Origin of the sequence: Absicoccus intestinalis, from assembly GCF_033971885.1 — a bacterium.
Classification (GTDB): Bacteria; Bacillota_I; Bacilli_A; order Erysipelotrichales; family Erysipelotrichaceae; genus Absicoccus; species Absicoccus intestinalis.
In genome coordinates, this window is record NZ_JALBUS010000015.1 from 20,148 (window position 1) to 42,876 (window position 22,729).

The window sequence follows — 22,729 nt, forward strand, 5'->3', positions numbered from 1 at the left end:
ATGGTATGAATAAGAATTATGTATATATCGTTGAGTGTGCAGACACCACCTACTACACTGGATGGACCAATGATCTCGAAAAACGTATCCATGCGCACAATGTCGGCAAGGGGGCCAAATACACCAAGAGTCGTCGGCCCGTACGGCTTGTGTATTATGAGACCTTTGCGACCAAACAAGAAGCCATGGGGCGTGAATATGCGATCAAACAATTATCTCGCCAAGAAAAGGCACAGTTGATCAAAGCAGGATCGCCGCAATCAAAAACTGTGCCAAATAATAAAGAACATGATTCACAATGATATCGATGGGACGATCGTTGTTGGTGCCAAAATAGGTCCGGCTCAAGATCAGATCACTGAATACAAAACAAAGGGTTCCACCAAGTAAAAGGGTCAAGGTGGCATCTTGTTGATAGCCAACCATCAAGGTCAAACTAAACAAAGGAACCGCAAACAATACCGTACCATAGATCAAGGAGATTCCTTTAAAGATGCCATATCGCAAATGCATGGTTTTTTCCATGCCCACGATCGCATAGCTTAAGCCCATGGCCACCAACAAGATGACCAATAAAAGCATGGGATGGCCGTATTGGCGCAATAAAAAACAAATCAAAAAGAAGTGTTCGATCGCAAAGGAAATAAAACCCGCAAACGTATATGGATGATCCTGTTTTGGATAGGTCCATTTCATGCCTAACCACATATCACCAAACACACCACAAAATAAAGCGACCAAGATCAGAATGGCCATGGAAGATGGATGTTGAAAAGCTAACCAACATGCCCAACCAAAAAAACCAATCGAAGTGGCCACCTTAAAAAAGAGTGCAGATACTCTTTGATGGTTGATGCGGGCACGCAAGAACAACACCAACATGATCATGCCCCAAAGAATCCAAATCATAAACATTCCCCTCTTCTTGTTCCACTATAACACATTTACGCTATACTGTTAGTGATGGAGGTTTTTTATGGCAAATATTCGGAAGGGTGAACATCAAAAATTAAAGATGTTGTATTTGATGAAGATCTTTAATGAAGAAACAGACGATGCGCATCCATTGACCATGAATCAGATCATTGAGAAATTGGCTGCTTATGGCGTCAATGCCAATCGCAAAACATTGTATCAGGATTTTCAAGAGCTCCAAGATTTTGGCTTGGACATTACGATGAATCGAACCGGTAAACAATGGACCTATAATGTTGGCAGTCGGTTATTTGAGCTGGCCGAATTAAAATTATTAGTGGATTCCGTACAATCGGCCAAATTTATCACCGACAAAAAATCAAAAGAATTGATTGGTAAGTTGGAATCCTTGGCAAGCCATGCCGAAGCGAAACAATTGAATCGACAAGTCATCATTGCCGGTCGCGTCAAGACGATGAATGAGAAGATTTATTATAATGTGGACCGCATCCATGAGGCCATCAATGCCGATAAACAAATCGAGTTCTATTACTACCAATGGACGATCCATAAAGAAATGAAAAAAAAGAAAGAAACAAAATATCATGTGAGCCCTTGGGCTTTGATGTGGGATGATGAAAACTATTATCTCGTTGGTTTTGATGCCCAAGATCAAAAGATCAAGCACTATCGGGTCGATAAGATGAAATATATCGAGATCATTCCTCATGATCGACAAGGCAAAGAACCATTCAAAAAATTTCGTTTGCCCAATTACACCAAAAGCTTATTTGGGATGTTTGGTGGCAAAGAATGCCATGTGACCCTGCGTGCTAAAAATGATATGGTTGGTGTCTTGATCGATCGTTTTGGCAAAGACATTGCGATTGAAATCGTCGATCCAGACCATATTCAAACCACCGTTTATGTCGCTGTTAGTCAACAATTTTTAGGTTGGATCATTGCCCTAGGCAATCAAGTCAAGATCATCGGCCCGGATGATGTGGTCCAACAAATGAAAGCATTGGTACAAAGCGTATCCAATCAATACCAAGACTAAAGAATCCCTAAAGGCATACCTTTAGGGATCTTTCTTAATGATTTTTTTCGGGAATGATCATGACAACGGTATCCGCATATTTGACACAATACGTCGTTACCGAACCAATTGTACTAAACCAGCCATCCTTTGTAGATTTGGTCATGATGATCGCATCAAATTTACCTTTTTTGGCATATTTGACAATTTCTTCACCCGGATTGCCATAAGCTGTTTCAAAATCCACCTTGTAGCCTAGATCCACCAATTCATCATCGGAACTATGTTTCATGACGGACATCATATATTCTTGCGCAGATGTATACTTGGCTTTGAGCTCCATTTCCCCAACCGAATCCGTTACCATGAACATAGTAATTTCCACATCTTCGGGTTTGTAGTTTGCCTTTAACCAATCAATTGTTTGTAGACTACGCCGTGTACCATCAATAGGTAATAATACTTTTTTCATATACCGTCAGTCTCCTTCTCTTTCATTGATATTATACACTCTCCATAAAAAAACACAAAGTATCACAGATACTTTGCGGATAAGCTTTCTAAACTTTTCAAATAAGATTCCACCGGTTCTTTTGCTTCTTTTTCTTTGCACAAACGATCCACTTTTTCTTTGGACTCTTCCGGTAAATGCATCAAAGCAATTTGGTACAAAACTTGATCTTCCTTTTCGGTATGTTCCTTCAACAAGGTGGTATAGTAGTCAATTTCCAAACAAGCTGTAGAAACGGCTTCTTCCGTTGGTTCTTCTTTGCATTGTTCCAAAGCATCGGCCAAACGGGCAATATGCTCTCTACCTTCTTGATGTTCAGGCAACATGACCCCTTGAATGATATCGGTCGTCATCCATACCGTTTCCATAAGTTCCGGAAATAAAATATCTTCCTCTTTCATATGATGATGTTTATCGGCATACTTTCGAGCAAAATCAACCGTAGCTTCAAAATCTTCAATTGGTACATCTTCTCCTGCTTGTAACTGTTTGACCATGGCACGCATGACCTCTAACATTTTTCGTATTTGAATGTGTTCATTCATCATTAAATCAATGGCATACATCGTACTTTCCTCCAACGCGTACATGGTATCATGGTCCTTATAAAATAAACGTTGGAAAACCAACGCTTATTTTAATCGCCCATAAATATCAGCCAGATCACGAATACTATATGCCAATTCATCCGATAAGAAATGGGGAACCAAACGCCACTGCCAATTGCCCTGTGAAGTACCTGGCGTATTGATCCTTGCTTCCTTGCCTTTGACCAAGTAATCCGATAAAGATACAATGGCTAGATTGGCCACCGAACGATACGCTTCCCGAATGAAATCCCATACAAATTGACCTGGATTGTTGGCATCCGTATGAATGTATTTCGAAGCAAAGATACGATCACTTTCATTCAAGGTTTCAAACCATTCCAACGTGGTTGGATTATCATGCGTACCCGTATAAACGACACTATTCTTCTTATGATTATGGGTCAAATAGTAACTATCATGATTCCATCCCGTAAACGCAAATTGTAAAACGTTCATGCCCGGGAAGCCACTCTCTTTTAATAATTTTTCTTTTTCCGGGGTATTGGTGCCCAAGTCTTCGGCAATGATCTGTATATCCGGACAAACCCGTTTCAACACTTGAAAGAAATCCAATCCTGGCCCTTTTTTCGCAATACCGTTTTCAGCGGTTTGATCCTCATAAGGAATCGCACAATATTCACTAAACCCATGAAAATGATCGATTCGCACCACATCAAACCAATTTTGGGCATGTTGCATCCGTTGCATCCACCAATCGTAATGGGTCTTCTTTAAAGCCGACCAATCATAGACTGGATTGCCCCATCGTTGACCCGTAGGGCTAAAAGCATCCGGCAGTGTTCCAGCCACATATTTAGGTAGGTAGTCTTCATCCATCCAGAAAATTTCGGGATGTGCCCACACATCACTGGAATCCATTGCACAATAGAAAGGCATATCCCCAATGATCTGAATGCCTTGGGAATGAGCATAAGCCAATACTTTTTTCCATTGTTTCGCAAATTCATATTGTTGGAAATAATAAAAATTCATTACTTTTTTATTTTCCGTTTCTATTTGTTTCAAATAACTTGGCTTGCGCATGCGTGCCTCTAAAGGCCAATCATTCCAACTTTTGCCTTCCTGCTGTTTTTTGATGACCATATATAAAGCATAGTCTTTTAACCAATACGATGCTTCTTTTTTAAATGTCTCATAGTCATCATCGGCATGAAACCGCACAAAAGCTTGTTTGATCAAGTCTTGGCGATAATTATATAATGCGCCATAATTGATATGTTCCACATCATGACCAAAATCATAGCTATTGCATTCTTCTTCGGTCAATAAACCATCTTGGATCAGATCTTCTAAAGAAATGAAATAGGGATTGCCCGCAAAAGCAGAAACCGGTTGATAGGGCGAATCGCCAAATCCGGTCGGATGCATAGGCAAGATCTGCCAATAAGTTTGTCCGGCTTTTTTTAAAAAGTCGATAAATTCATACGCTTCCTTAGAGAAGCAACCAATCCCATATCGAGATGGCAAAGAAAAAATAGGGTATAAAATACCTGCACTGCGTTTCATGATCATTCCTCTTTTACTTTCGATTTCTATTTTAGCACAAAAGTATGATAGTCTTGTGGTATGGATAAGAAAAAAGTAACCGTAGGGATCTTGGCCCATGTGGATGCTGGCAAGACCACATTAATTGAATCGATGTTGTATCAAAGCCATCAAATTCGTACCTTGGGACGCGTCGATCACCAAGATGCCTTTTTGGATTTTGATGACCAAGAACGCCAACGTGGCATTACGATTTTTTCCAAAGAAGCACACTTCGAATGGCTTGATACCGATATCTATGTCATCGATACACCTGGACACATTGATTTTTCGGCCGAAATGGAACGAAGTCTCCAAGTCTTGGATCTGGCCATTTTGTTGATCAATGGACAAGATGGCATCCAAAGCCATACCAAGACCATTTGGAACTGTTTGGAACACTATCAAATTCCGACGATCGTATTTGTCAATAAAATGGATATTTGTTTTCGCAGCAAAGAGGAATTATTGAATGATCTACCCAATACCTGTATTGATTTTGGTTCGACCGATTATCTGGAAAAAGTCGCCTTAGCAAATGAAGATTGTTTGAATGCCTATATCGAAACCCATACGATTTCCCCCGCTTTGATCCAACAAGCCATCTATCGACGGGAATGTTTTCCTTGTTTCTTTGGCTCAGCCCTGAAACAAGAAGGCATCCAACCCCTCATGGATGCGATCGTACAATACAGTTTGGATAAAGAATACCCTTCTGCCTTTGGTGCTTTGGTCTATAAAATCTCGATAGATGAAAAAGGCCAACGACTCACTCATGTAAAGATCACAGGGGGTACGTGTAAAGTTAAACAAAAGATCAATGAAGAAGAAAAGATCGATCAAATCCGCCTGTACAATGGCCAAGGCTATGAATCGGTCCAAGAAGTATCGGCTGGTACGATTTGTGTATGGACAGGCCCATCGCATTTGGAAGTTGGCCAAGGCATCGGTTGGCAAACCGATTGTCGCGTCCCTACTTTAGAAGCATACATGCATTATGAATTGGTCTTACCAAGTGGTGTGGATCCACTCTCTTTAAAAGACGTTTGCGCCCAATTGTCACAAGAAGACCCACAACTGCATATGGTCTATGATGAAAAACGCAAAAAGATCACTTTACGCTTGATGGGACCCATGCAAATGGAAGTTCTTTCCAAACGCATTTATGAAAAGACCCAAATTGAAGTCGGTTTTAGCCATGGCGACGTCCTCTTTAAAGAAACCATTCAAGCGCCTGTCATTGGGAAAGGTCATTTTGAACCTTTGCGTCATTATGCCGAAGTCCATCTTCAATTGGAACCTCTTGCGCGCCATAGCGGTATGATCTATGAAAGTGAAGTATCCACCAATGCGCTTCCTCAAAATTGGCAGCATTTGATTTTGACCCATTTAAAAGAAAAAGAACATCCGGGCATATTAACCGGAAGTCCCCTAACGGATATGAAAATCACTTTGATAGCGGGCAAAGGCAGTATCAAACATACGATGGGTGGCGATTTTCGCCAAGCAACCTATCGAGCCATTCGCCAAGGTTTGATGCAAGCCAAAAACATCTTATTGGAACCTTATTATGACTTTACGATCCAAGTGCCACAAAGCAGTTTATCCCGCGTCTTATATGATCTCGATCAACGACATGCCAAAGTCGAAGTCCAAGACCACACCATAACCGGAAAAGGACCGGTTCGCACGTTAGCCAATTACCAAAATGAATTAACGGCGATATCCAAAGGCTTGGGTACATTTTCTTGTCGTTTGGCTGGCTATGACATTTGTGAAGATGCTGATACGATCATTGCTCAAAAAGCCTATGATCCCGAAAAAGATCGACGTCATCCAACCGGTTCGATCTTTTGTACCCATGGAGCTGGTTTCTATGTCCCTTGGAATGAAGTTGATGACTATATGCACATTCAACCCAAAAGTGAAAATAGCCAGTCGTATCGCAGTGTCAAATATACCATTTCCGATGAAGAAGCCAAACGGGTATTTGAAAGGACAAATGGAAAGAATACAAATAAAGATAAACACAAGGTAAAGAAGAAAAAGAAAATCGATCTAGAAAAAGTCGAAATCCAACCACAAACCATCAAACCCGAGTGTTTGGTAGTCGATGGCTACAATCAGATCTTTGGATGGGAAAGTCTCAAAGGCCTCCCCTTTGATTCTGCTAGAGATCGACTCATTGATCTTTTAAGTAATTATCAAGGCTATCGCAATTGTTTCTTGATCATCGTTTTTGATGCCTATCGTGTAAAAGATAGTACCCATCGTTCCTATAAAAAAGGCGATTTGGAAGTCATCTTCACCAAATACGATGAAACGGCCGATAGCTATATTGAAAAACATGTATCGGCATGGAAAAAACAATATCGTTTGATCGTGGCTTCCAGTGATGGCTTGATCCAAAACACCATTTTAGCCCATGGCTGTCAAAGAATGTCGGCCAGAGAACTCGAAAAACGAGCCCTATCCACCAATGCCGAAGCATTCAAGACGTTCCATACACTTTGAATGTCCGGGGTCTGGATCTTCCATGCCCCGTTTTTCTTTACCAATGTCATGGTGGCTTTTTTGGTGACCACTTTTGACGTAGATAGATTGGCCTGTATATCTTTGCGACATTGTTTGCCAATGGTCGGAATATTTTCCTTTAAGGACGACGAATTCATCAAATACGGCAAAAGATCCACATACAATTGATTTTTCAAAGCATCCACATCCAGTTTGCGATAACGAATCGTAACTTGGACCTTGGCCTTGGTTTGTTGCTTATTCAGCGTAATCGATTGGATCGAATGCGATTGAACCATTTGGGATAAAGTGTCCCGCATCGTATGATCCACTTCATTCATGACTTGTTTTTGTACTTCCTTATCATCAATGAGCTGGACCTTATCGTTAAACGATGTCTGCATATCAGTCATGGCCAGAGCTTGGATCCATTCTCCCTTTTCGATATCGGTCCAATACGTATCTACCGTTTTTTCCACTTTGTGTTTTTCCAAGATAGCACAACTACTTAAACTAAAGACCAAAAGAGATAGAAAGCATAATTTTAAAAGCGTTTTCATTTGTCTTTATTGTAACAAAAAAGAGCTGTGACAAACACAACTCTTTTTGAAATTCATTAAGCGTTTACTGTTGGTGCTACATAGGTACGAGCAGCCAATTCTTGATCCAAGGCATACAATCCTTTTGGATCGGATCCAAACAAATGATATTTCTTTAAGATATCTTCGGCATTCTTTTCTTCTTCCAATTGCTCTTTCACAAACCAATCATAAAATTGCATGGTTCGATAGTCTTTGACATCGTCTGCCGCTGCATAGATGGTATTGATCAATGAAGTCACATATTGTTCATGTTCCAAACCAAATTTCAATGGATCTTCAATAGAAGCGTACGTCTTATCGGGTTGGTCGATGGCTAAAAATTGAATCGGTTCGCCATTATCGATCAAATATTGACGCATCATCATCGCGTGATCGCGTTCTTCTTGGGCTTGGACATCATACCAATTCGCAAAACCATCTAAGCCTTGATCATAAAAATAATTCGCAAAATCCAAATACAAATACGCCGAATAAAATTCCTTATTGACTTGCGTATTGATCAATTCTTTCACTTTTTTATCCAACATATAAATTCCTCCATTCACCTGTATTATAGTGCTTTTTTATGGCATTTCAACCATGACACGATCTCATCACTTTCATACATTGGCTGACCATTGATAAACAAACAAGGCACCTGTTCCTTGCCACCCACACGAATCAGTGTTTGTCGGTCCTCTTCGTTTTTATGGATGTCATGATACGTGATATCCTTACGTCCTTGCGCTTCAATCTCGCGCATCACTTTTCGACAATAGGGACAGGTTTCAAACATATAAAGATCTAACTTCATTTTGTGTCCTCCTTTCCTTCAATTTTATGCCCTTTTTTTAGAAAGTCGAGTAAAATGAAAGATAGAAGGGAGTCTTATATTTATGTGTACAGTTATTACTTACGCAACCAAAGATCATTATTTTGGTCGCAACTTAGATCTTGAACTATCTTATAATGAAAGTGTCACGATCACACCTCGCAACTATGTATTTACGTATCGTCATGTGAAGGAACAAAAGGCTAACTATGCTTTGATTGGCATGGCAACCGTTGTCAATCAGTATCCTTTGTATTATGATGCCACCAACGAAAAAGGCTTAAGCATGGCCGGTCTCAACTTTCCCAAAAATGCCGACTACAAACCGGTCCAAGAAGGTAAAGTCAACATTGCCTCTTTTGAATTGGTGCCTTGGCTACTGACCCAATGTGAAACCGTGGAAGATGTCAAAGCCAAAATGAAGGATGTCAACATCACCAATACGGCCTTTAGTGAACAATTGCCACCTTCCCCTTTACATTGGATGGTCTCCGATCGAAACCACAGCATCGTCATTGAAGCCGTCCATGAAGGAATCCACATCTACGATGATCCAGTCGGTGTCATGACCAATAATCCACCATTTGATAAACAATTATTTAACTTAAATAATTATCGCTACCTATCCAATCGAACGCTTCCTGAAACCTTTGCGCCTGGACTTGAATTGGATGAATATTCCCGTGGCATGGGCGGTATGGGCTTGCCTGGTGATTTATCCAGTGCTTCCCGCTTTGTGAAAGTGGCTTGGACCAAGCTCAATTCCGTTTCAGGTGCGAGTGAATCCGAAAGTATTTCGCAATTTTTCCATATCTTAGGTTCCGTTGATCAACAACGTGGTTGTTGCGAAGTGGCACCCGATCAATACGAAATTACGATCTATTCCAGTTGTGTCAATGTGGATAAAGGCATTTACTACTACACGACCTATGAGAATTCACAAATCACAGCCGTTGATATGTACCATGAAAACTTAGATGGCGATACGATCATCACCTATCCATTGATCAAAGGCCAACAAATTCATTTCTGTAACTGATCATGCAGATATTGATCTCACCCGCCAAACAAATGAAGCCTTGCGACGATTTTGTTTCGATGACACAGCCTCTCTTTCAAAAAGAAGCCCATCAACTCATGGATCGATTGGCTACCTATTCCTTAACGGAATTAAAGAACTTGTATGCGTGTTCAGATGCCATTGCTCAAAAAGCGTATGAAAGCATTCATCAATACGATCAGGCCCCTATTTATCCGGCATTGTTTTATTTTCATGGAATCCAATATACCTATATGGCACCTGATGTCTTTACCAATCAAGAAATGCAGTATGTCCAAGCGCATGTACGAATCGGTTCTGGACTCTATGGGATCTTACGCCCTTTGGATGGAATCAAAGCCTATCGCTTGGAACTGAATCAAAAACCAGGCATCAATTTGTACGACTTTTGGGCGGATAAACTCGTCCATACGTTTCGTGAGGAACCCATCTTAAATTTGGCCAGTGCTGAATATGCCAAAGCCATTGCCAAATATCGGCCCATGATCGATGTGCGTTTTTATGAAACCGTTGGAAACCAGTACAAAGAAAAAGGGGTCCATGTCAAGATGGCCCGTGGACGCATGGTTCGATATATGGCTGAACATCAAGTCGAAACGATCGAACAGCTATATGCGTTTGATGATCTGGGCTTTATCTATGATCCGAAACAAAGTACGCATCAAACATTGGTCTACAGAAAAGGAGGAAGCTAATCTTCCTCCTTATTGTTGTTTTGGGATTTATACAATAGATCCATTTTCATTTCATAATAACTAGGACTCATATCCAAATAATGTTCATGCGGATTATCAAAACGCAATTCGGAATCCCAGATCTCATTATGGATCTGATCCCATACATATTTTTGAATGTCTTTTAAAGGAACAGGAGCACTGATTCGCTTTCCTTCTTTGATTACTTGATGCTGCAATTCTTTAACGGAATAGTTTTCATAATGCATGTTCTTCCAAGGCTTTTTCGAATCCACATACCGATAGCGTTTGGATGTATCAATGGGTCGTTCATCGTATTTTGTCAACAAATCCGCAACGGCTTTGCCTTCCTCATCAAACACGCGATAGACTTTTTTACGACCTGGATTGGTGATCTTTTCTACCGTCTCACTGATCTTGATCTTTGGAATGCGTTGCCCATCTTTTTCGGCTTCCGCCATTTTATAGACAGCGCCAAATACCGGATCGCTCTTCGAGGTGATCAAGCGCTCCCCCACACCATAACTATCGATGCAGCCCCCTTGATCCATGATGGAATTGATCGTATATTCATCCAAACTATTGGAAGCCACAATAATGGCATCTTCCAAACCAGCTGCATCTAGTTTTTGACGCACTTTGCGAGATAAATAAGCCAAGTCTCCTGAATCCAAACGAACGCCTTTTAAACGTTTTCCCATGGGTTCCAATACTTCTTTGGCTACCCGAATCGCATTTGGAACACCCGAATTCAATACATCATACGTATCGATCAAAAGAATGGAATCATCGGGATACAATTCGGCAAACTTTTTAAATGCCGTATATTCATCTTCTTGATACATGACCCAACTGTGCGCCATCGTACCACTGACAGGAATATCAAACATTTGACCAGCCAACACGGTGGCCGTTCCGACACATCCACCAATATAAGCAGCTCGTGCACCATATACGGCTGCATCCATATTATGAGCGCGACGTGCGCCAAAATCAGAAACAGCTCGCCCTCTGGCAGCACGAACAATGCGACTGGCCTTGGTCGCAATCAAGGATTGATGATTGATTTCGGCTAAAATGGCCGTTTCGACCAATTGGGCATCGATCAATGGGGCACGCACCGTAATGATGGGTTCATTCGGATACATGATCGTTCCTTCTGGAAACGCAAATAAATCCCCTTTGAAATGATAGGTCTTTAAATACTCTAAGAAATCTTCACTAAAGAGGTGTAAAGAGCGTAAATAATCAATGTCTTCTTGATCAAAGTGCATTTGTTCGATGTATTCGATCACTTGTTCCAATCCCGCAAAGATCGCATAGCCACCATTATCGGGATTTTTTCGATAGAAGACATCAAAAGTTACATAATCATTGCGATCTTTTTCTGACAAATACCCATTGGCCATTGTCAATTCATAAAGATCCATCACCATACTAATGTTCCGTTTGTCATAAATCGTTTTGTTCATCGTACTATCCTCGTTCATTGCCCATTATTATACGCCTTATTTACACGGGTTTCCATGTTCAACGAAAACTCTTTACCCAATTCAACAAAGAATCGGGATACACATTTTCCAATACGGACTGTTTCATTTGTTCCGTGACCGGTCCATTTTTGGCCATCTTTTGAAGAATACAAGCTTGTAGTTCTGCTACGCTCATTTGTTCATACGGTACATGCCGCACTTCTTTTGGCAAGGAAATTTCCTTTTGTTTGGGCATATCCATTTGGTAATCAATGGGTTCAAACGTTTCTTGATGATCGGGCAACCAAATTTCTCCGCCACAAGCCGGCAAATCAATCGATACATGGCCGTCTTTGACTTCGATCACTTGTCCGGATAATACCCCGGTATAGATTCCATTTTCAATGGCCAAATCAAAATGAGCCGGTGCTTCATCGTTATTGACCATCACCAAAACATTTCCTCGATAAAAGGCATATTGGCGATTGGTCAACAAGACTTCTTGATACGCGCCATACGATAGGGCAGGCGTGGTTTGTCGTACATGGCCCAATGTCGCAATGACTTGGGTCAATGCGATGTCTTTCCTTTCTTTTAGATTCAAACAAGGGCGTAAATTCCAATCCGAGCCCTTCGTTTTCTTGCCTTCAATGGCCCATTCACTGCCATAATAAATCGATGGAACACCGGGCAATGTATACAACAAAATATGGACCGGAATCAAATGCGCCGGATTGGTCAATTTGGAAGCAATCCGTGATACATCATGATTATCCACAAAATTATACAAGCGAATACCCAATGGATCATTGTGTCCCATTTCGTATAACCGTTTGACGGTATGCGCAATTTCAAAATAATTATGTTCATTGTGTCCAGAATACAAGGCTTTATGCAACGCATAATTGGTCACAGCATGTAAATGTTCTGGATTGGACCAACGATTGTATTCACCATGAATGACTTCCCCCATCAAATAAAAATCCGGTTTGACGGTATTGGCTTTTTGACGCAAAGCTTTCATAAAATCAAAATCCAACACATCGGCAGTATCCAAACGAATGCCATCCACATCAAAGGTATCAACCCAATATTGAATGATGGAACAAATATAGTCGATCACCTCGGGATTTCTTTGATTCAATTTGACCAATAAATCATAGCCACCCCAGTTTTCATAGCAAAAGCCATCATGATAGGAATTGTCCTCCTGAAAATTGATGTGGCAGAACCAATCTTTATATACAGAATTTTCTCTCTTTTTCTTGACATCTTGAAACGCAAAAAAATCACGTCCCACATGATTAAATACGCCATCAAAGATCACATGGACCTTTTTTTCATGACAATATTTCACAAAATCAACAAGATCTTCATTCGTTCCCAAACGACTATCCAAAAGTTTGTAGTCCGTCGTTTCATAGCCATGTCCAACCGATTGAAATAAAGGTCCTATATACAATGCGTTACAGCCAATCGCAACCAGATGATCGACCCATGGAATCAATTGTTTGATCCGGGCCACCGGCGTTGTGTATTCATTCTTTTTAGGAGCTTTCACTAATCCCAATGGATATATGTGATAGAAAACCGCTTCATCAAACCATGCCATATGCATTCCCCCTCTAAATAGATTTATTATAACACAAAAAAAAGAGGTCTTATCGACCTCAAAAAACAATTAATCCACATCCATGACACGGATCATGTTGGTTTTACCGGATTCTCCCAATGGAACACCCGCACAAAGTACGACTGAATCACCCGATTCAACCAAGCCGGCTTTTTTCGCTGCATGGATGGCTGAACTAAACAACATTTCGGTCTTATCTTGTTGCGGAATTGTCAATGGCGATACACCAAACAACAAGTTCATCTGGCAAGCTACCGTCTCTGAGATCGTACAAGCAATCACTTGACGATCGGGATGATAGCTGGCAATGCGACGTCCTGTATAACCGGAAATCGTGACACAAAGGATGGCTTTGGCATTGATGTCTTTGGCTAAGGTAACCGCCGCATGGGAAACGGCACGTGTCTGCGATACTTTTGAGCTTTGTGCACGCAACTTACCAATTTCATTATAATCCACATCTTCTTCGACACGTTTGGCAATACGAGCCATCGTACGACAAGCTAATACAGGATATTTACCATTGGCGGTTTCTCCCGACAACATGATGGCAGTGGTTCCTTGATAAATAGCATTAGCTACGTCATTGGCTTCGGCACGAGTTGGACGTGGATTATGGATCATCGAATCCAACATCTGGGTAGCCGTTACAACGATCTTGCCACGTTTGATACATTTTTCAATGATCTGTTTCTGGATGATTGGTACATCTTCCAATGGAACTTCGACACCTAAGTCACCACGCGCAACCATGATACCATCAGCCACATCCAAGATCTCATCAACATTCTTTACCCCTTGCATACTTTCAATCTTGGCAATGATCTTCATATGTCCACCATGTTCATCAAAGATCTTTTTGATATCCAAGATATCTTGTGCCGTACGCGTAAAGGAGGCAGCACAATATTCAAATCCCATTTCACATCCAAAAATCAAATCTTCACGATCTTTTTCAGAAATAAATGGCATCGATAAATCAATATTGGGGATATTCACACCTTTTTTATTGGAAATGACACCACCATTCATGACTTCACAAACAATATCGGGGCCGTTGATTTCCAATACATTTAAGGCAACCAGACCATCATCGATCAAAATGGTTCCCCCTGGAATGACATCCTGTGTCATTTCTTTATAAGAAACAGAAACACGTTCTTCATTTCCCATGACTTCATCAGTCGTTAAAGTGAAGCGTTGCCCTTCCTTTAATTCAATGCTTCCATTTTCAAAATCACGTAAACGAATTTCTGGCCCTTTTGTATCTAATAACGTCGCAACTGGTAAATCCAATTCATGACGTAAACGAATGACCTTTTCAAACTTCGCTTTGTGCTCTTCATGTGATCCATGTGAAAAGTTAAAACGAGCAACATTCATCCCTGCCTTCATTAACTCAGTGATGGTTTGATCATCTTCACTAGCAGGTCCTAAAGTACAAATAATTTTTGTCTTTCTCATCTTTTTACCTCTCGATTCCTTTAATTCACTAGTATCATACACGATTTTTTTCAAAAATAAAGTAGTAAACGGTTTCAACTTGCGATTTGATTCAAACCTTACATTTTATTGTAAATAATCTTTTAAAAACGCATTTTTGTACCATTCAAAATGGCCATCCAATATGGCTTCGCGTATTTCCTGGGTCAAACGAATGATAAAACGTAAATTATGCATTGTTGCCAATCGAAAATATTCATAACGAATCGCCTTATCTTCAGATTTCTGCATTTCGCGCAATTCCCCTTGTGTATAGCCGGCTTGACAAGTTGGGCAATCGCATCCTTTTTCCAATAAATCATGGGGATGCTGTAAATTCAAATGATAAAATCCATGATGCGTATAGATCCGGCCATGACGAGCTTCGCGAGCGGGTGCCACACAATCAAACGTATCCGCACCTTGTTCGCAACCAATCAAGATATCATCGGGATGAGATAGGCCCAATAGATGTCTTGGTTTGTATTCAGGTAATTCTTCATTGCACCAACGAAGAATATGACCAAGATCGGATTTTTGGAAAGCACCACCCAGACCATAGCCATCAAAATCCATGGCTCCTAATTTTTTCGAGGTGGAACGTCGTAGATCTTCCCAACGTCCGCCTTGAATACAACCATATAGAGCTTGATAATAGCCAAGATCCATACAATGTTTTTGATGTTCATCCAAACTACGCTTGGCCCAGCGTTCGGTCCGATGCATGGCTTCAACATTATACGCATACGAATCGGCTAAGGAAGTGAGTTCATCAAAGGCCATATGAATATCCGCACCGATCCGACATTGGATCTGCATAGATTCTTCCGGACCAATGAAATCCATGTCACCAGTCAAATAATCTTCAAATTCGACCCCGGCTTCGCTGACTTTAGCCAATCGTTGTTCCATGGGCGTATTTTCCAATGGCTTATGGGTATCCATATTGACCACTTTGCCCGATCCCGATCCTAATGACATAACTTGAAAACCACCCGAATCCGTTAGCGTTGGCCCAAACCAGCCGGACCATTTGGCTAAACCGCCACCTTGGGCAATTTCTGGGGAGATATTGCGTAAATGATAGCCATTGCTTAACATGGCCTGACCACCAATGCGATGAAGATCTTCCATGGGCAAAAAAGGAACTTGACCGCGTGTGCCTACACACATGAAAGCGGGAGTTTGAATATCTCCATGAGCCGTATGAATGATACCAGCTCGACCTAAGTGATTGGGTATTTTTTGACGAATTTCAAAAGCAAAATCATTTTGATGCATGCCACATCCTCCTAAAACAAGAACTATTATACATAAAAAAAGAGGGCCATGCCCTCTCAAATGATTAGATTTCTAATAAATCGCTATAAACAGCTAACGCTCCATCGGTATCATGGGCCAATACACGTTTCGCAAGTACTTTACCCAATTGCACACCTTCTTGATCGAAACTGTTGATGTTCCAAACAAAGCCTTGGAACATGACTTTATTTTCGAAGTGAGCCAATAATGCACCCAATGATTCTGGATTCAATTGTTGACCAATGATGATGCTGGATGGACGACCACCATCGAAATTCTTATTTGGATTTTCATCGTCTTTACCACACGCAAAAGCAACAATTTGAGCTGCCACATTCGCATCCAATTTCTTTTGTGAAGTAGAACCTTCAATTACAACATCATTACCAATTTGACTGTCTTTGAAACCAATGAATTGAAGCGGCACGATGGTCTTGCCTTGATGCAGCAATTGATAGAAAGAATGTTGACCATTGGTTCCAGGTTCGCCAAAGATGATAGGTCCAGTGACATAATCGACTTTCTTCCCAAAACGATTGACGGATTTACCATTGGATTCCATATCCAATTGTTGCAGATGAGCTGGGAAGCGAGACAAAGCTTGAGAGTAAGGCAATACGGCCGTTGTCGCATAGCCAAGGAAGTTTCGTTCATAGACACCAATCAAAGCATCCAACAACGCAGGGTTTTTCAAAATGTCTTTTTCTTTTGCGGTTTCATCCGCTGCATGGGCACCAGCCATCAAACGAGCAAATACTTCGGGTCCAAATGCCAACGATAATACGCAGCATCCAACGGCAGAACTGGAAGAATAACGACCACCAATATAGTCATCCATATAGAAAGAATCTAAGAATTTATCATTGTTGGCCAATGGAGATGTTTCACTTGTACAAGCTAACATATGTTTGGAAGGATCCACACCGGCTTTTTTCAATGCATCTTCCACAAAGGCTGCATTTGTCAATGTTTCCAATGTTGTTCCCGATTTCGATACAACGATGAATAAGGCATGTTCCACATCAATATTATTTAATACTGCCGATGCATCATCAGGATCGACATTGGAGATGAAAGCGGCCTGCATCTTTAACGTGTGATTGGTCTTTGCCCAGTTTTCCAAAGCTAGATATAAAGCACGAGGTCCTAGATCACTACCACCAATTCCGATTTGAACAACCGTTGTGAATTTTTCACCCTTGCCATTGACGATCTTACCAGCATGAACATCATTCGCAAATTTGGCGATACGATCTTGTTGAGCTTGATAGAATTCACGTTTATTGACTCCATCCACAACAACATCTTTACCTAATTGTCCACGACACAATTGATGAAGAACCAAACGTTTTTCACCCGTATTGATGATGGCACCATTGTACAATTCTTCATATTTTTCCGTTAATTCTGCTTCATCGGATACTTTTTGTAGAACAGCTAAGATATCATCATCCACTGCTTTTGCCGCAAAGTTATATGCCATCTTTTCAGCCATTGGTACGCTATAATTTTTGACACGCTTAGCACCCGACTCTCCTGACATCACTTTACGAACATCCACTGCTTGTACATTTTTTAATGCTTGATACGAATCCAACGCATCAAAATTTGTCCAATTTACCATGAAATTTAAACCTCCTTGTGTATCACACAAATATCACTATTATGATAGACTATTTAAGCATTTTTTCCAAGGTTGACATCATCGAAAGAATGTTGTTTTATGGAAATATTAGAAGGTGGGTGGAAGAATGATTCTAAATTCTATTTTTTAAAAAATAAATAATAAAAGGAGGAATCATTCATGTTACAAATTCAAAATTGTACGCTACTTCACACCAAAGATGGCCATCAGCTGATGGATTCTTTTTCTATGACTGCCAATCCTGGCGACAAGATCGTTTTGATTGGGGAGGAAGGCAATGGCAAATCTACCTTTCTGAAATGGATCTATGATCCACAAAACATTCAATCGTATATTGAATATCATGGCCAATGCATCCATACCAACGAACGATTGGCCTATTTACCGCAACAATTACCCCCACACGATCAAAATTTGACCATCTATGCTTATTTTTGCGAAAGCGATGCCTTTTGGGATCTTCAAACCAAAATGGGAAAATATGCCAAGACGCTGGGTTTGCCTGCCGATCTTCCCTTTCGGGATCAAAGCATGGCTACCCTTTCTGGTGGAGAAAAAGTCAAAGTACAACTTTTACGCCTGTTGTTGGAAGAACCAACCTGTATCCTTTTGGATGAGCCTTCCAATGATCTGGATATCGATACGCTCGAATGGTTAGAATCCTGGATCCGTAGCTATCCAGGCATCTTGCTTTTCATCAGTCATGATGAAACGTTAATAGAAAATACCGCCAATCGGATCCTTCATTTTGAACAATTAAAAAAGAAAACCCAACCGAAAATCACTTTGTTTAAAGGAAATTATGCGACCTATCTTCAAATGCGTCAACGGGCTTTTGATCGCCAAAAACAACAAGCCCAAGAACAACGAAAAGAGAAAAAACAACGCGATGCTCGTTTTCAACGCATCCAACAAAAAGTGGAATATGCACAAAATACCATTAGCCGACAAGATGCCCATGGTGGACAATTATTGAAAAAGAAGATGCATGCCGTCAAATCATTGGAACATCGATTTGAAAAAGTCGATGCGAATATGTTGGAAATACCGGAACAAGAAGAAGCCATTCGCTGGATGTGGATGGATCCTACCCCCATTCCAACCAATAAACAAATCATTCATCTGCATCTGGATCGTTTAGAAACCAATCGTATATTGGCCAATGACCTTGATCTATCGATCGTGGGACCAGAAAAAGTTTGTATCATTGGTAAAAATGGAGCGGGTAAATCCACTTTATTAAAACGAATCTATGCACAATTGACGATAAGAGACGATCTAGTTGTTGCGTACATGCCTCAAAACTATGCGGACCAAATGGCTTTTGAACAAACTCCTGTTGCCTTTTTAAGAACCTATAGTTCTAATCTAACCATGATTCGTAATGGGTTGGCGGCTTTAAAATTCACCCGAGAAGAAATGGAACATGCCTTAAATGACCTATCCCAAGGACAACTTGCCAAGTGTTTTCTATTGGCAATGGGACTAAAACAAGCCAATGTATTGATCTTGGATGAGCCTACACGGAATTTGTCACCGTTATCCAATCCTTTGATTCGTTCCATGTTCCAACAATTTCCGGGAACGATCATCAGTGTATCCCATGATCGTAAGTATATTTCAGAAGTCTGTGATACCGTTTATGTTTTGGACGAGCATGGCCTCACTAAAAAATGACAGATTGACCAAAAGGACATGGGATCTTTTTTCCTTCCACATAGCGCTCTAAAATATTGGAAGCCTTGCCATCATAGATAAATTGTTCCAATTTTTCAAAAGGTTCTCGTTGCAAGAAGCCAGGCATTTCTTCGGTTTCAATGACCAAGGCATCAAAGGCATATCCAGCCTCAAAGCTACCTACCTTCCCAAAGAAGGAGCCACTTTGTTTCGTTGCCAAAAAGAGGGCTTGTGGCAAAGTGATGGCTTTGACTTCCGGATGCTGCATATGATAAATCTTGGACAATTCAATGGATAGGGCAATATGGCGATTCATATCGGGTGTGTGACTGCCCGCAATATCACTGGCAATGCAACATCGAAGACCTAGGTCTAGATTTTCCTTGAGGGGCATGATACCACTGGATAGATCGGCATTGGATTGAGCACAATGACACATCATCACGTCTCGTTCTTTCAATATCGCTTTCTCCGGTTCGGATAGATGAATACAATGGGCCATGATAGTCTTGCCTTTGGGCATCAAGCCAAAGGCTTCATAGACCTCCGTATACGTAGGAATGTTGGGATGCAGTTCTTTGACCCAGGCAATTTCACTTTTGTTTTCGGATAAATGCGATTGCACCGGTAAATCATACTTTTTGACCAATTCGCCCAATCCCCTCATTAAAGCCTCGGTGGTAGAAGGGACAAAGCGTGGCGTAATGATATAGTTTACATTCTGTAAGGTTGTTACTTTTTGGATCAATTCCTCGGTATCTTGTAAAGATTGGCTTGTATCTTCACACAAATAGTCGGGACTATTCCGGTCCATGTTGACTTTCCCGATCCAGGCTTTTAAACCCGATCGTTCGCAAAGTTCCATCAAACGCCAAGTGGCTTCTTTGTGCAAGGTCGCAAAGGCAGAAAACCGCAAGGTTCCATTTTCCCATAGGCGATGTAAAAACAATCGATAGGATCGATCCGCAAAGTCCATATCCTTATATTTTGCTTCCATGGGGAAGGTATAGGTTTCCAACCAAGGCAACAGTTCTTTATCAAAGCCAATCCCGCGATTAATATATTGGGGTGCATGAATATGCAGATCATTGAAGGCTGGAATGATCAATGCATCGGTATGATCGATGACAGTTTCGGTTTGATACTTTGGTGGTAAGGCTTTATAAAAGGTTTTGACTTTTCCATCTTCCACAACCAGATATTCGTTTTTTCGAATCACCATTTGATCCAAGGAAGGTGTATAGATAAAATTTCCTTTGATGATCATTCCGCATTCACTTCTTTCTGTTTTAGGGCAGGAGCCTCTTCAGGCAAGATCAAATTCAATAACACGGCACTTAATCCCCCAACAGCGGTTCCACTGCTTAAGAAATATTGGACAACGGTTGGAAAACTTGCCATGGCATCGGCTGAAATGACCATGCTTGAAACGTTAAATACAATCGATAAGCCAATGACCAAGATGCGTTTTTGGCTCATTTCTTCTTTCATGACGATCTTCAATCCATTCGCAATCAAGATCTGACAAATGACCAAGAAAACACCACTGATGACACAGCCAGGAACCGAAGCAATGACTGCCATCAATTTCGGACACAACCCCATCAAAGAAAGCAAGATACCACATGTAATGACAACCGATCGACTGCCAATTTTCGTGATGGAGATCACACCGGCATTCGATGAATAACCAGTCAATGGCGTACCACCAAAACAAGCACCTAATAAACAGCCAATGCCCTCACCAATCACGGCACGATTGAGGCGTTCATCCGTTAATTCTTCTCCGGTCACATCACTGACGGTAAACCAGACACCCGTTGTTTCGATCAATACGATAAAATAGATAAAGATCATCAGAATACAAGAGGATGCATCAAACTGCGGTAGACCATAATGAAAGATCGATGGAATTTGGAACCAAGCCGCTTGACCGACCGCATCAAAATGTAATGTACCCATGAATCCAGAAACCACACAGCCAATGACCAAAGCGAAAATCACCGAAAACAAACTGATGTATTTATGTTTGTATTGTGTCTTGTATCCATATACATTCAGGATCAATAAGACGATCATCGCACTGAGTCCGGGAATCAAGTTATTCAATAGTCCTCCGGAATTACTGATCACACCACTGGCAGCCGTAGAAGTTAAAGAAATTCCTACGATCATGATCACCAAACCACCAATATAAGCTGGTACACATCGATGAATGATCTTTGCGAATACTTTCGTAACACCTAATAGACATAAGAGGATGGCTCCGGGAATCAAACTACCGACCAATACATCCATTCCTTGGGTAGAGCCAATGGCTGCCAATGCACTCAATGCAACAAAGCTCGATCCTTGAACGACAGGTAATTGGATGCCCAATCCGGTTTGGATGATAGTGGCCAAACCACAAGTAAAGAAGCACATTTGGATCAGATAACTCGCATCACTACCCGATAAGCCAATCATCCCGGCTAATAAGATGGGAAATACATAGAGATCCATCGATAAAATGTGTTGAAATCCTAAGAATATGGCTCTTCCTGGTGAGACATGTTCATTGATACCGACAATTAAGTCTGCCTTTTGCTTCATTTTTCTTACCTCCCTGCATACGCAAAAAGGTGCCTCTTGTTTAAGAAGCACCTTTGCTGGCTATTTTATTCATGAATAAAAAACAAAAAGAAAGAAACGAAATTCCATTTTGTTGAGAAGGAAAATGGAAAAGCTTCTTTCTTCTATCTATTTTATATCACATTCAATGAAAACAATCAATCTATTATTGTAAAAAATTTACATGAGTGTAAATTTTTTACATATAAAACTAATGAATCTGTTTATCCTTAAATTGTAGACGTGCTAAGGCTCGGGCCATGGCCGCTTGAGACATGCGATATTCACGTTGCGATTGTTTTTGACGCATTTTTTCTTTGGCTCGTTCTAAAGCTTCTTTCGCTCTTCGCTCATCCAATTCCGACTGCGTCTCACATGTATCGACAAGGACTTCGGCTTGATTGTCACTAAAGATCATGGTGCCAAAGCCACTGACGACCTTGATTTCAGAGCCATCTTCTTTACGAATCTTTAATTCTCCTGGCGTAATGGCATAAATCGTTTTCGCATGATGCGCTAAAAATTGTTTGGATCCCTGCGGCGTATGAATGGTTAGTACTTGAGCTTTTCCTTGAAAGAAAACATGATCACTGGCCATGATCTTTAAGTCAAATAAAGCAGGCATA

21 protein-coding genes are annotated in these 22,729 nt (G+C 40.9%); 6 read left to right on the forward strand and 15 right to left on the reverse strand.

Going from position 1 to position 22,729, the window contains the following annotated elements:
* Positions 1-5 precede the first annotated feature (5 nt).
* A complete protein-coding gene (locus MOZ64_RS09025) occupies positions 6-302 on the forward strand; it encodes a GIY-YIG nuclease family protein (protein ID WP_320326237.1) in 297 nt (98 codons plus the stop codon).
* Here MOZ64_RS09025 and MOZ64_RS09030 read toward each other — a convergent pair.
* Positions 241-909, reverse strand: coding sequence for a lysoplasmalogenase family protein (locus MOZ64_RS09030; RefSeq protein ID WP_320326238.1), 669 nt, complete (start codon positions 907-909; stop codon positions 241-243). The genes MOZ64_RS09025 and MOZ64_RS09030 overlap by 62 nt on opposite strands.
* 67 nt (positions 910-976) lie before the next feature.
* Here MOZ64_RS09030 and MOZ64_RS09035 point away from each other — a divergent pair, with 67 nt between their 5' ends.
* On the forward strand, positions 977-1,975 hold the full coding sequence (locus tag MOZ64_RS09035; protein ID WP_320326239.1) for a helix-turn-helix transcriptional regulator: 999 nt from the start codon (positions 977-979) through the stop codon (positions 1,973-1,975).
* Between the two features lie 34 nt (positions 1,976-2,009).
* Here the strand turns inward: MOZ64_RS09035 and MOZ64_RS09040 are convergent, their stop codons facing one another.
* From MOZ64_RS09040 to malQ, 3 genes are all read right to left on the reverse strand, one after another.
* Positions 2,010-2,426: a universal stress protein gene (locus tag MOZ64_RS09040; RefSeq protein WP_320326240.1), complete on the reverse strand. Its 417-nt coding sequence runs from the start codon at positions 2,424-2,426 to the stop codon at positions 2,010-2,012.
* Between the two features lie 62 nt (positions 2,427-2,488).
* Complete coding sequence (locus MOZ64_RS09045; protein WP_320326241.1) at positions 2,489-3,031, reverse strand: hemerythrin domain-containing protein; 543 nt, start codon at positions 3,029-3,031, stop codon at positions 2,489-2,491.
* Between the two features lie 66 nt (positions 3,032-3,097).
* Positions 3,098-4,681: a 4-alpha-glucanotransferase gene (gene malQ, locus MOZ64_RS09050; protein WP_320326242.1), complete on the reverse strand. Its 1,584-nt coding sequence runs from the start codon at positions 4,679-4,681 to the stop codon at positions 3,098-3,100.
* Here malQ and MOZ64_RS09055 point away from each other — a divergent pair.
* Positions 4,643-7,114, forward strand: coding sequence for an NYN domain-containing protein (locus tag MOZ64_RS09055; RefSeq protein WP_320326243.1), 2,472 nt, complete (start codon positions 4,643-4,645; stop codon positions 7,112-7,114). The two genes, malQ and MOZ64_RS09055, sit on opposite strands and share 39 nt — an antisense overlap.
* Here the strand turns inward: MOZ64_RS09055 and MOZ64_RS09060 are convergent.
* From MOZ64_RS09060 to MOZ64_RS09070, 3 genes are all read right to left on the reverse strand, one after another.
* Positions 7,033-7,608: a hypothetical protein gene (locus MOZ64_RS09060; protein ID WP_320326244.1), complete on the reverse strand. Its 576-nt coding sequence runs from the start codon at positions 7,606-7,608 to the stop codon at positions 7,033-7,035. The genes MOZ64_RS09055 and MOZ64_RS09060 overlap by 82 nt on opposite strands.
* A gap of 122 nt (positions 7,609-7,730) precedes the next feature.
* Positions 7,731-8,243 carry a ferritin gene (locus MOZ64_RS09065; protein WP_320326245.1) on the reverse strand — a complete coding sequence of 171 codons (513 nt, stop codon included), beginning with the start codon at positions 8,241-8,243 and terminating at the stop codon, positions 7,731-7,733.
* 23 nt (positions 8,244-8,266) lie between these two features.
* Positions 8,267-8,509 (reverse strand): glutaredoxin family protein, encoded by a 243-nt coding sequence (locus MOZ64_RS09070; RefSeq protein WP_320326246.1) that lies wholly within the window; start codon positions 8,507-8,509, stop codon positions 8,267-8,269.
* An 82-nt stretch (positions 8,510-8,591) separates the two neighbouring features.
* On the opposite strand from MOZ64_RS09070, the gene bsh reads away from it, so the two are divergent.
* Entirely contained in the window at positions 8,592-9,566 is a 975-nt protein-coding gene (gene bsh / locus MOZ64_RS09075; RefSeq protein WP_320326247.1) for a choloylglycine hydrolase, read from the forward strand.
* A 2-nt stretch (positions 9,567-9,568) separates the two neighbouring features.
* Positions 9,569-10,282, forward strand: coding sequence for a peroxide stress protein YaaA (yaaA, locus tag MOZ64_RS09080; protein ID WP_320326248.1), 714 nt, complete (start codon positions 9,569-9,571; stop codon positions 10,280-10,282).
* Here yaaA and MOZ64_RS09085 read toward each other — a convergent pair.
* The 5 genes from MOZ64_RS09085 to MOZ64_RS09105 all read right to left on the reverse strand — a co-directional run bounded on the left by MOZ64_RS09085 (position 10,279) and on the right by MOZ64_RS09105 (position 17,795).
* On the reverse strand, positions 10,279-11,754 hold the full coding sequence (locus MOZ64_RS09085; RefSeq protein WP_320326249.1) for a nicotinate phosphoribosyltransferase: 1,476 nt from the start codon (positions 11,752-11,754) through the stop codon (positions 10,279-10,281). The two genes, yaaA and MOZ64_RS09085, sit on opposite strands and share 4 nt — an antisense overlap.
* A 58-nt stretch (positions 11,755-11,812) precedes the next feature.
* On the reverse strand, positions 11,813-13,366 hold the full coding sequence (locus MOZ64_RS09090) for an alpha-amylase family glycosyl hydrolase (protein ID WP_320326250.1): 1,554 nt from the start codon (positions 13,364-13,366) through the stop codon (positions 11,813-11,815).
* Between the two features lie 69 nt (positions 13,367-13,435).
* Positions 13,436-14,851, reverse strand: a complete 1,416-nt coding sequence (pyk, locus tag MOZ64_RS09095) for a pyruvate kinase (RefSeq protein ID WP_320326251.1) — start codon at positions 14,849-14,851, stop codon at positions 13,436-13,438.
* Between the two features lie 105 nt (positions 14,852-14,956).
* Positions 14,957-16,150: a tRNA guanosine(34) transglycosylase Tgt gene (gene tgt / locus MOZ64_RS09100; RefSeq protein ID WP_320326252.1), complete on the reverse strand. Its 1,194-nt coding sequence runs from the start codon at positions 16,148-16,150 to the stop codon at positions 14,957-14,959.
* A gap of 64 nt (positions 16,151-16,214) precedes the next feature.
* Entirely contained in the window at positions 16,215-17,795 is a 1,581-nt protein-coding gene (locus tag MOZ64_RS09105; RefSeq protein WP_320326253.1) for a glucose-6-phosphate isomerase, read from the reverse strand.
* A 180-nt stretch (positions 17,796-17,975) separates the two neighbouring features.
* On the opposite strand from MOZ64_RS09105, the gene MOZ64_RS09110 reads away from it, so the two are divergent.
* On the forward strand, positions 17,976-19,493 hold the full coding sequence (locus MOZ64_RS09110) for an ATP-binding cassette domain-containing protein (protein ID WP_273345101.1): 1,518 nt from the start codon (positions 17,976-17,978) through the stop codon (positions 19,491-19,493).
* On the opposite strand, the gene MOZ64_RS09115 is transcribed toward MOZ64_RS09110, so the two are convergent.
* From MOZ64_RS09115 to MOZ64_RS09125, 3 genes are all read right to left on the reverse strand, one after another.
* Positions 19,483-20,760: an amidohydrolase family protein gene (locus MOZ64_RS09115; protein ID WP_320326254.1), complete on the reverse strand. Its 1,278-nt coding sequence runs from the start codon at positions 20,758-20,760 to the stop codon at positions 19,483-19,485. The two genes, MOZ64_RS09110 and MOZ64_RS09115, sit on opposite strands and share 11 nt — an antisense overlap.
* On the reverse strand, positions 20,757-22,085 hold the full coding sequence (locus MOZ64_RS09120) for a uracil-xanthine permease family protein (RefSeq protein ID WP_320326255.1): 1,329 nt from the start codon (positions 22,083-22,085) through the stop codon (positions 20,757-20,759). Before MOZ64_RS09120 ends, MOZ64_RS09115 begins: the two co-directional genes overlap by 4 nt.
* Positions 22,086-22,314: 229 nt before the next feature.
* Positions 22,315-22,728: a FoF1 ATP synthase subunit delta/epsilon gene (locus tag MOZ64_RS09125; protein WP_273345092.1), complete on the reverse strand. Its 414-nt coding sequence runs from the start codon at positions 22,726-22,728 to the stop codon at positions 22,315-22,317.
* Position 22,729: the final 1 nt, after the last annotated feature.

What these genes read in the sequence shown, in the direction of transcription:
- MOZ64_RS09025 (WP_320326237.1), top strand. Translation starts at nt 6, where the DNA reads ATGAATAAGAATTATGTATATATCGTTGAGTGTGCAGACACCACCTAC.
- MOZ64_RS09030 (WP_320326238.1), bottom strand. Translation starts at nt 909, where the DNA reads ATGATTTGGATTCTTTGGGGCATGATCATGTTGGTGTTGTTCTTGCGT.
- MOZ64_RS09035 (WP_320326239.1), top strand. Translation starts at nt 977, where the DNA reads ATGGCAAATATTCGGAAGGGTGAACATCAAAAATTAAAGATGTTGTAT.
- MOZ64_RS09040 (WP_320326240.1), bottom strand. Translation starts at nt 2,426, where the DNA reads ATGAAAAAAGTATTATTACCTATTGATGGTACACGGCGTAGTCTACAA.
- MOZ64_RS09045 (WP_320326241.1), bottom strand. Translation starts at nt 3,031, where the DNA reads ATGTATGCCATTGATTTAATGATGAATGAACACATTCAAATACGAAAA.
- MOZ64_RS09055 (WP_320326243.1), top strand. Translation starts at nt 4,643, where the DNA reads ATGGATAAGAAAAAAGTAACCGTAGGGATCTTGGCCCATGTGGATGCT.
- malQ (WP_320326242.1), bottom strand. Translation starts at nt 4,681, where the DNA reads ATGGGCCAAGATCCCTACGGTTACTTTTTTCTTATCCATACCACAAGA.
- MOZ64_RS09065 (WP_320326245.1), bottom strand. Translation starts at nt 8,243, where the DNA reads ATGTTGGATAAAAAAGTGAAAGAATTGATCAATACGCAAGTCAATAAG.
- MOZ64_RS09070 (WP_320326246.1), bottom strand. Translation starts at nt 8,509, where the DNA reads ATGAAGTTAGATCTTTATATGTTTGAAACCTGTCCCTATTGTCGAAAA.
- bsh (WP_320326247.1), top strand. Translation starts at nt 8,592, where the DNA reads ATGTGTACAGTTATTACTTACGCAACCAAAGATCATTATTTTGGTCGC.
- yaaA (WP_320326248.1), top strand. Translation starts at nt 9,569, where the DNA reads ATGCAGATATTGATCTCACCCGCCAAACAAATGAAGCCTTGCGACGAT.
- MOZ64_RS09085 (WP_320326249.1), bottom strand. Translation starts at nt 11,754, where the DNA reads ATGAACAAAACGATTTATGACAAACGGAACATTAGTATGGTGATGGAT.
- MOZ64_RS09090 (WP_320326250.1), bottom strand. Translation starts at nt 13,366, where the DNA reads ATGGCATGGTTTGATGAAGCGGTTTTCTATCACATATATCCATTGGGA.
- pyk (WP_320326251.1), bottom strand. Translation starts at nt 14,851, where the DNA reads ATGAGAAAGACAAAAATTATTTGTACTTTAGGACCTGCTAGTGAAGAT.
- tgt (WP_320326252.1), bottom strand. Translation starts at nt 16,150, where the DNA reads ATGCATCAAAATGATTTTGCTTTTGAAATTCGTCAAAAAATACCCAAT.
- MOZ64_RS09105 (WP_320326253.1), bottom strand. Translation starts at nt 17,795, where the DNA reads ATGGTAAATTGGACAAATTTTGATGCGTTGGATTCGTATCAAGCATTA.
- MOZ64_RS09110 (WP_273345101.1), top strand. Translation starts at nt 17,976, where the DNA reads ATGTTACAAATTCAAAATTGTACGCTACTTCACACCAAAGATGGCCAT.
- MOZ64_RS09115 (WP_320326254.1), bottom strand. Translation starts at nt 20,760, where the DNA reads ATGATCATCAAAGGAAATTTTATCTATACACCTTCCTTGGATCAAATG.
- MOZ64_RS09120 (WP_320326255.1), bottom strand. Translation starts at nt 22,085, where the DNA reads ATGAAGCAAAAGGCAGACTTAATTGTCGGTATCAATGAACATGTCTCA.
- MOZ64_RS09125 (WP_273345092.1), bottom strand. Translation starts at nt 22,728, where the DNA reads ATGCCTGCTTTATTTGACTTAAAGATCATGGCCAGTGATCATGTTTTC.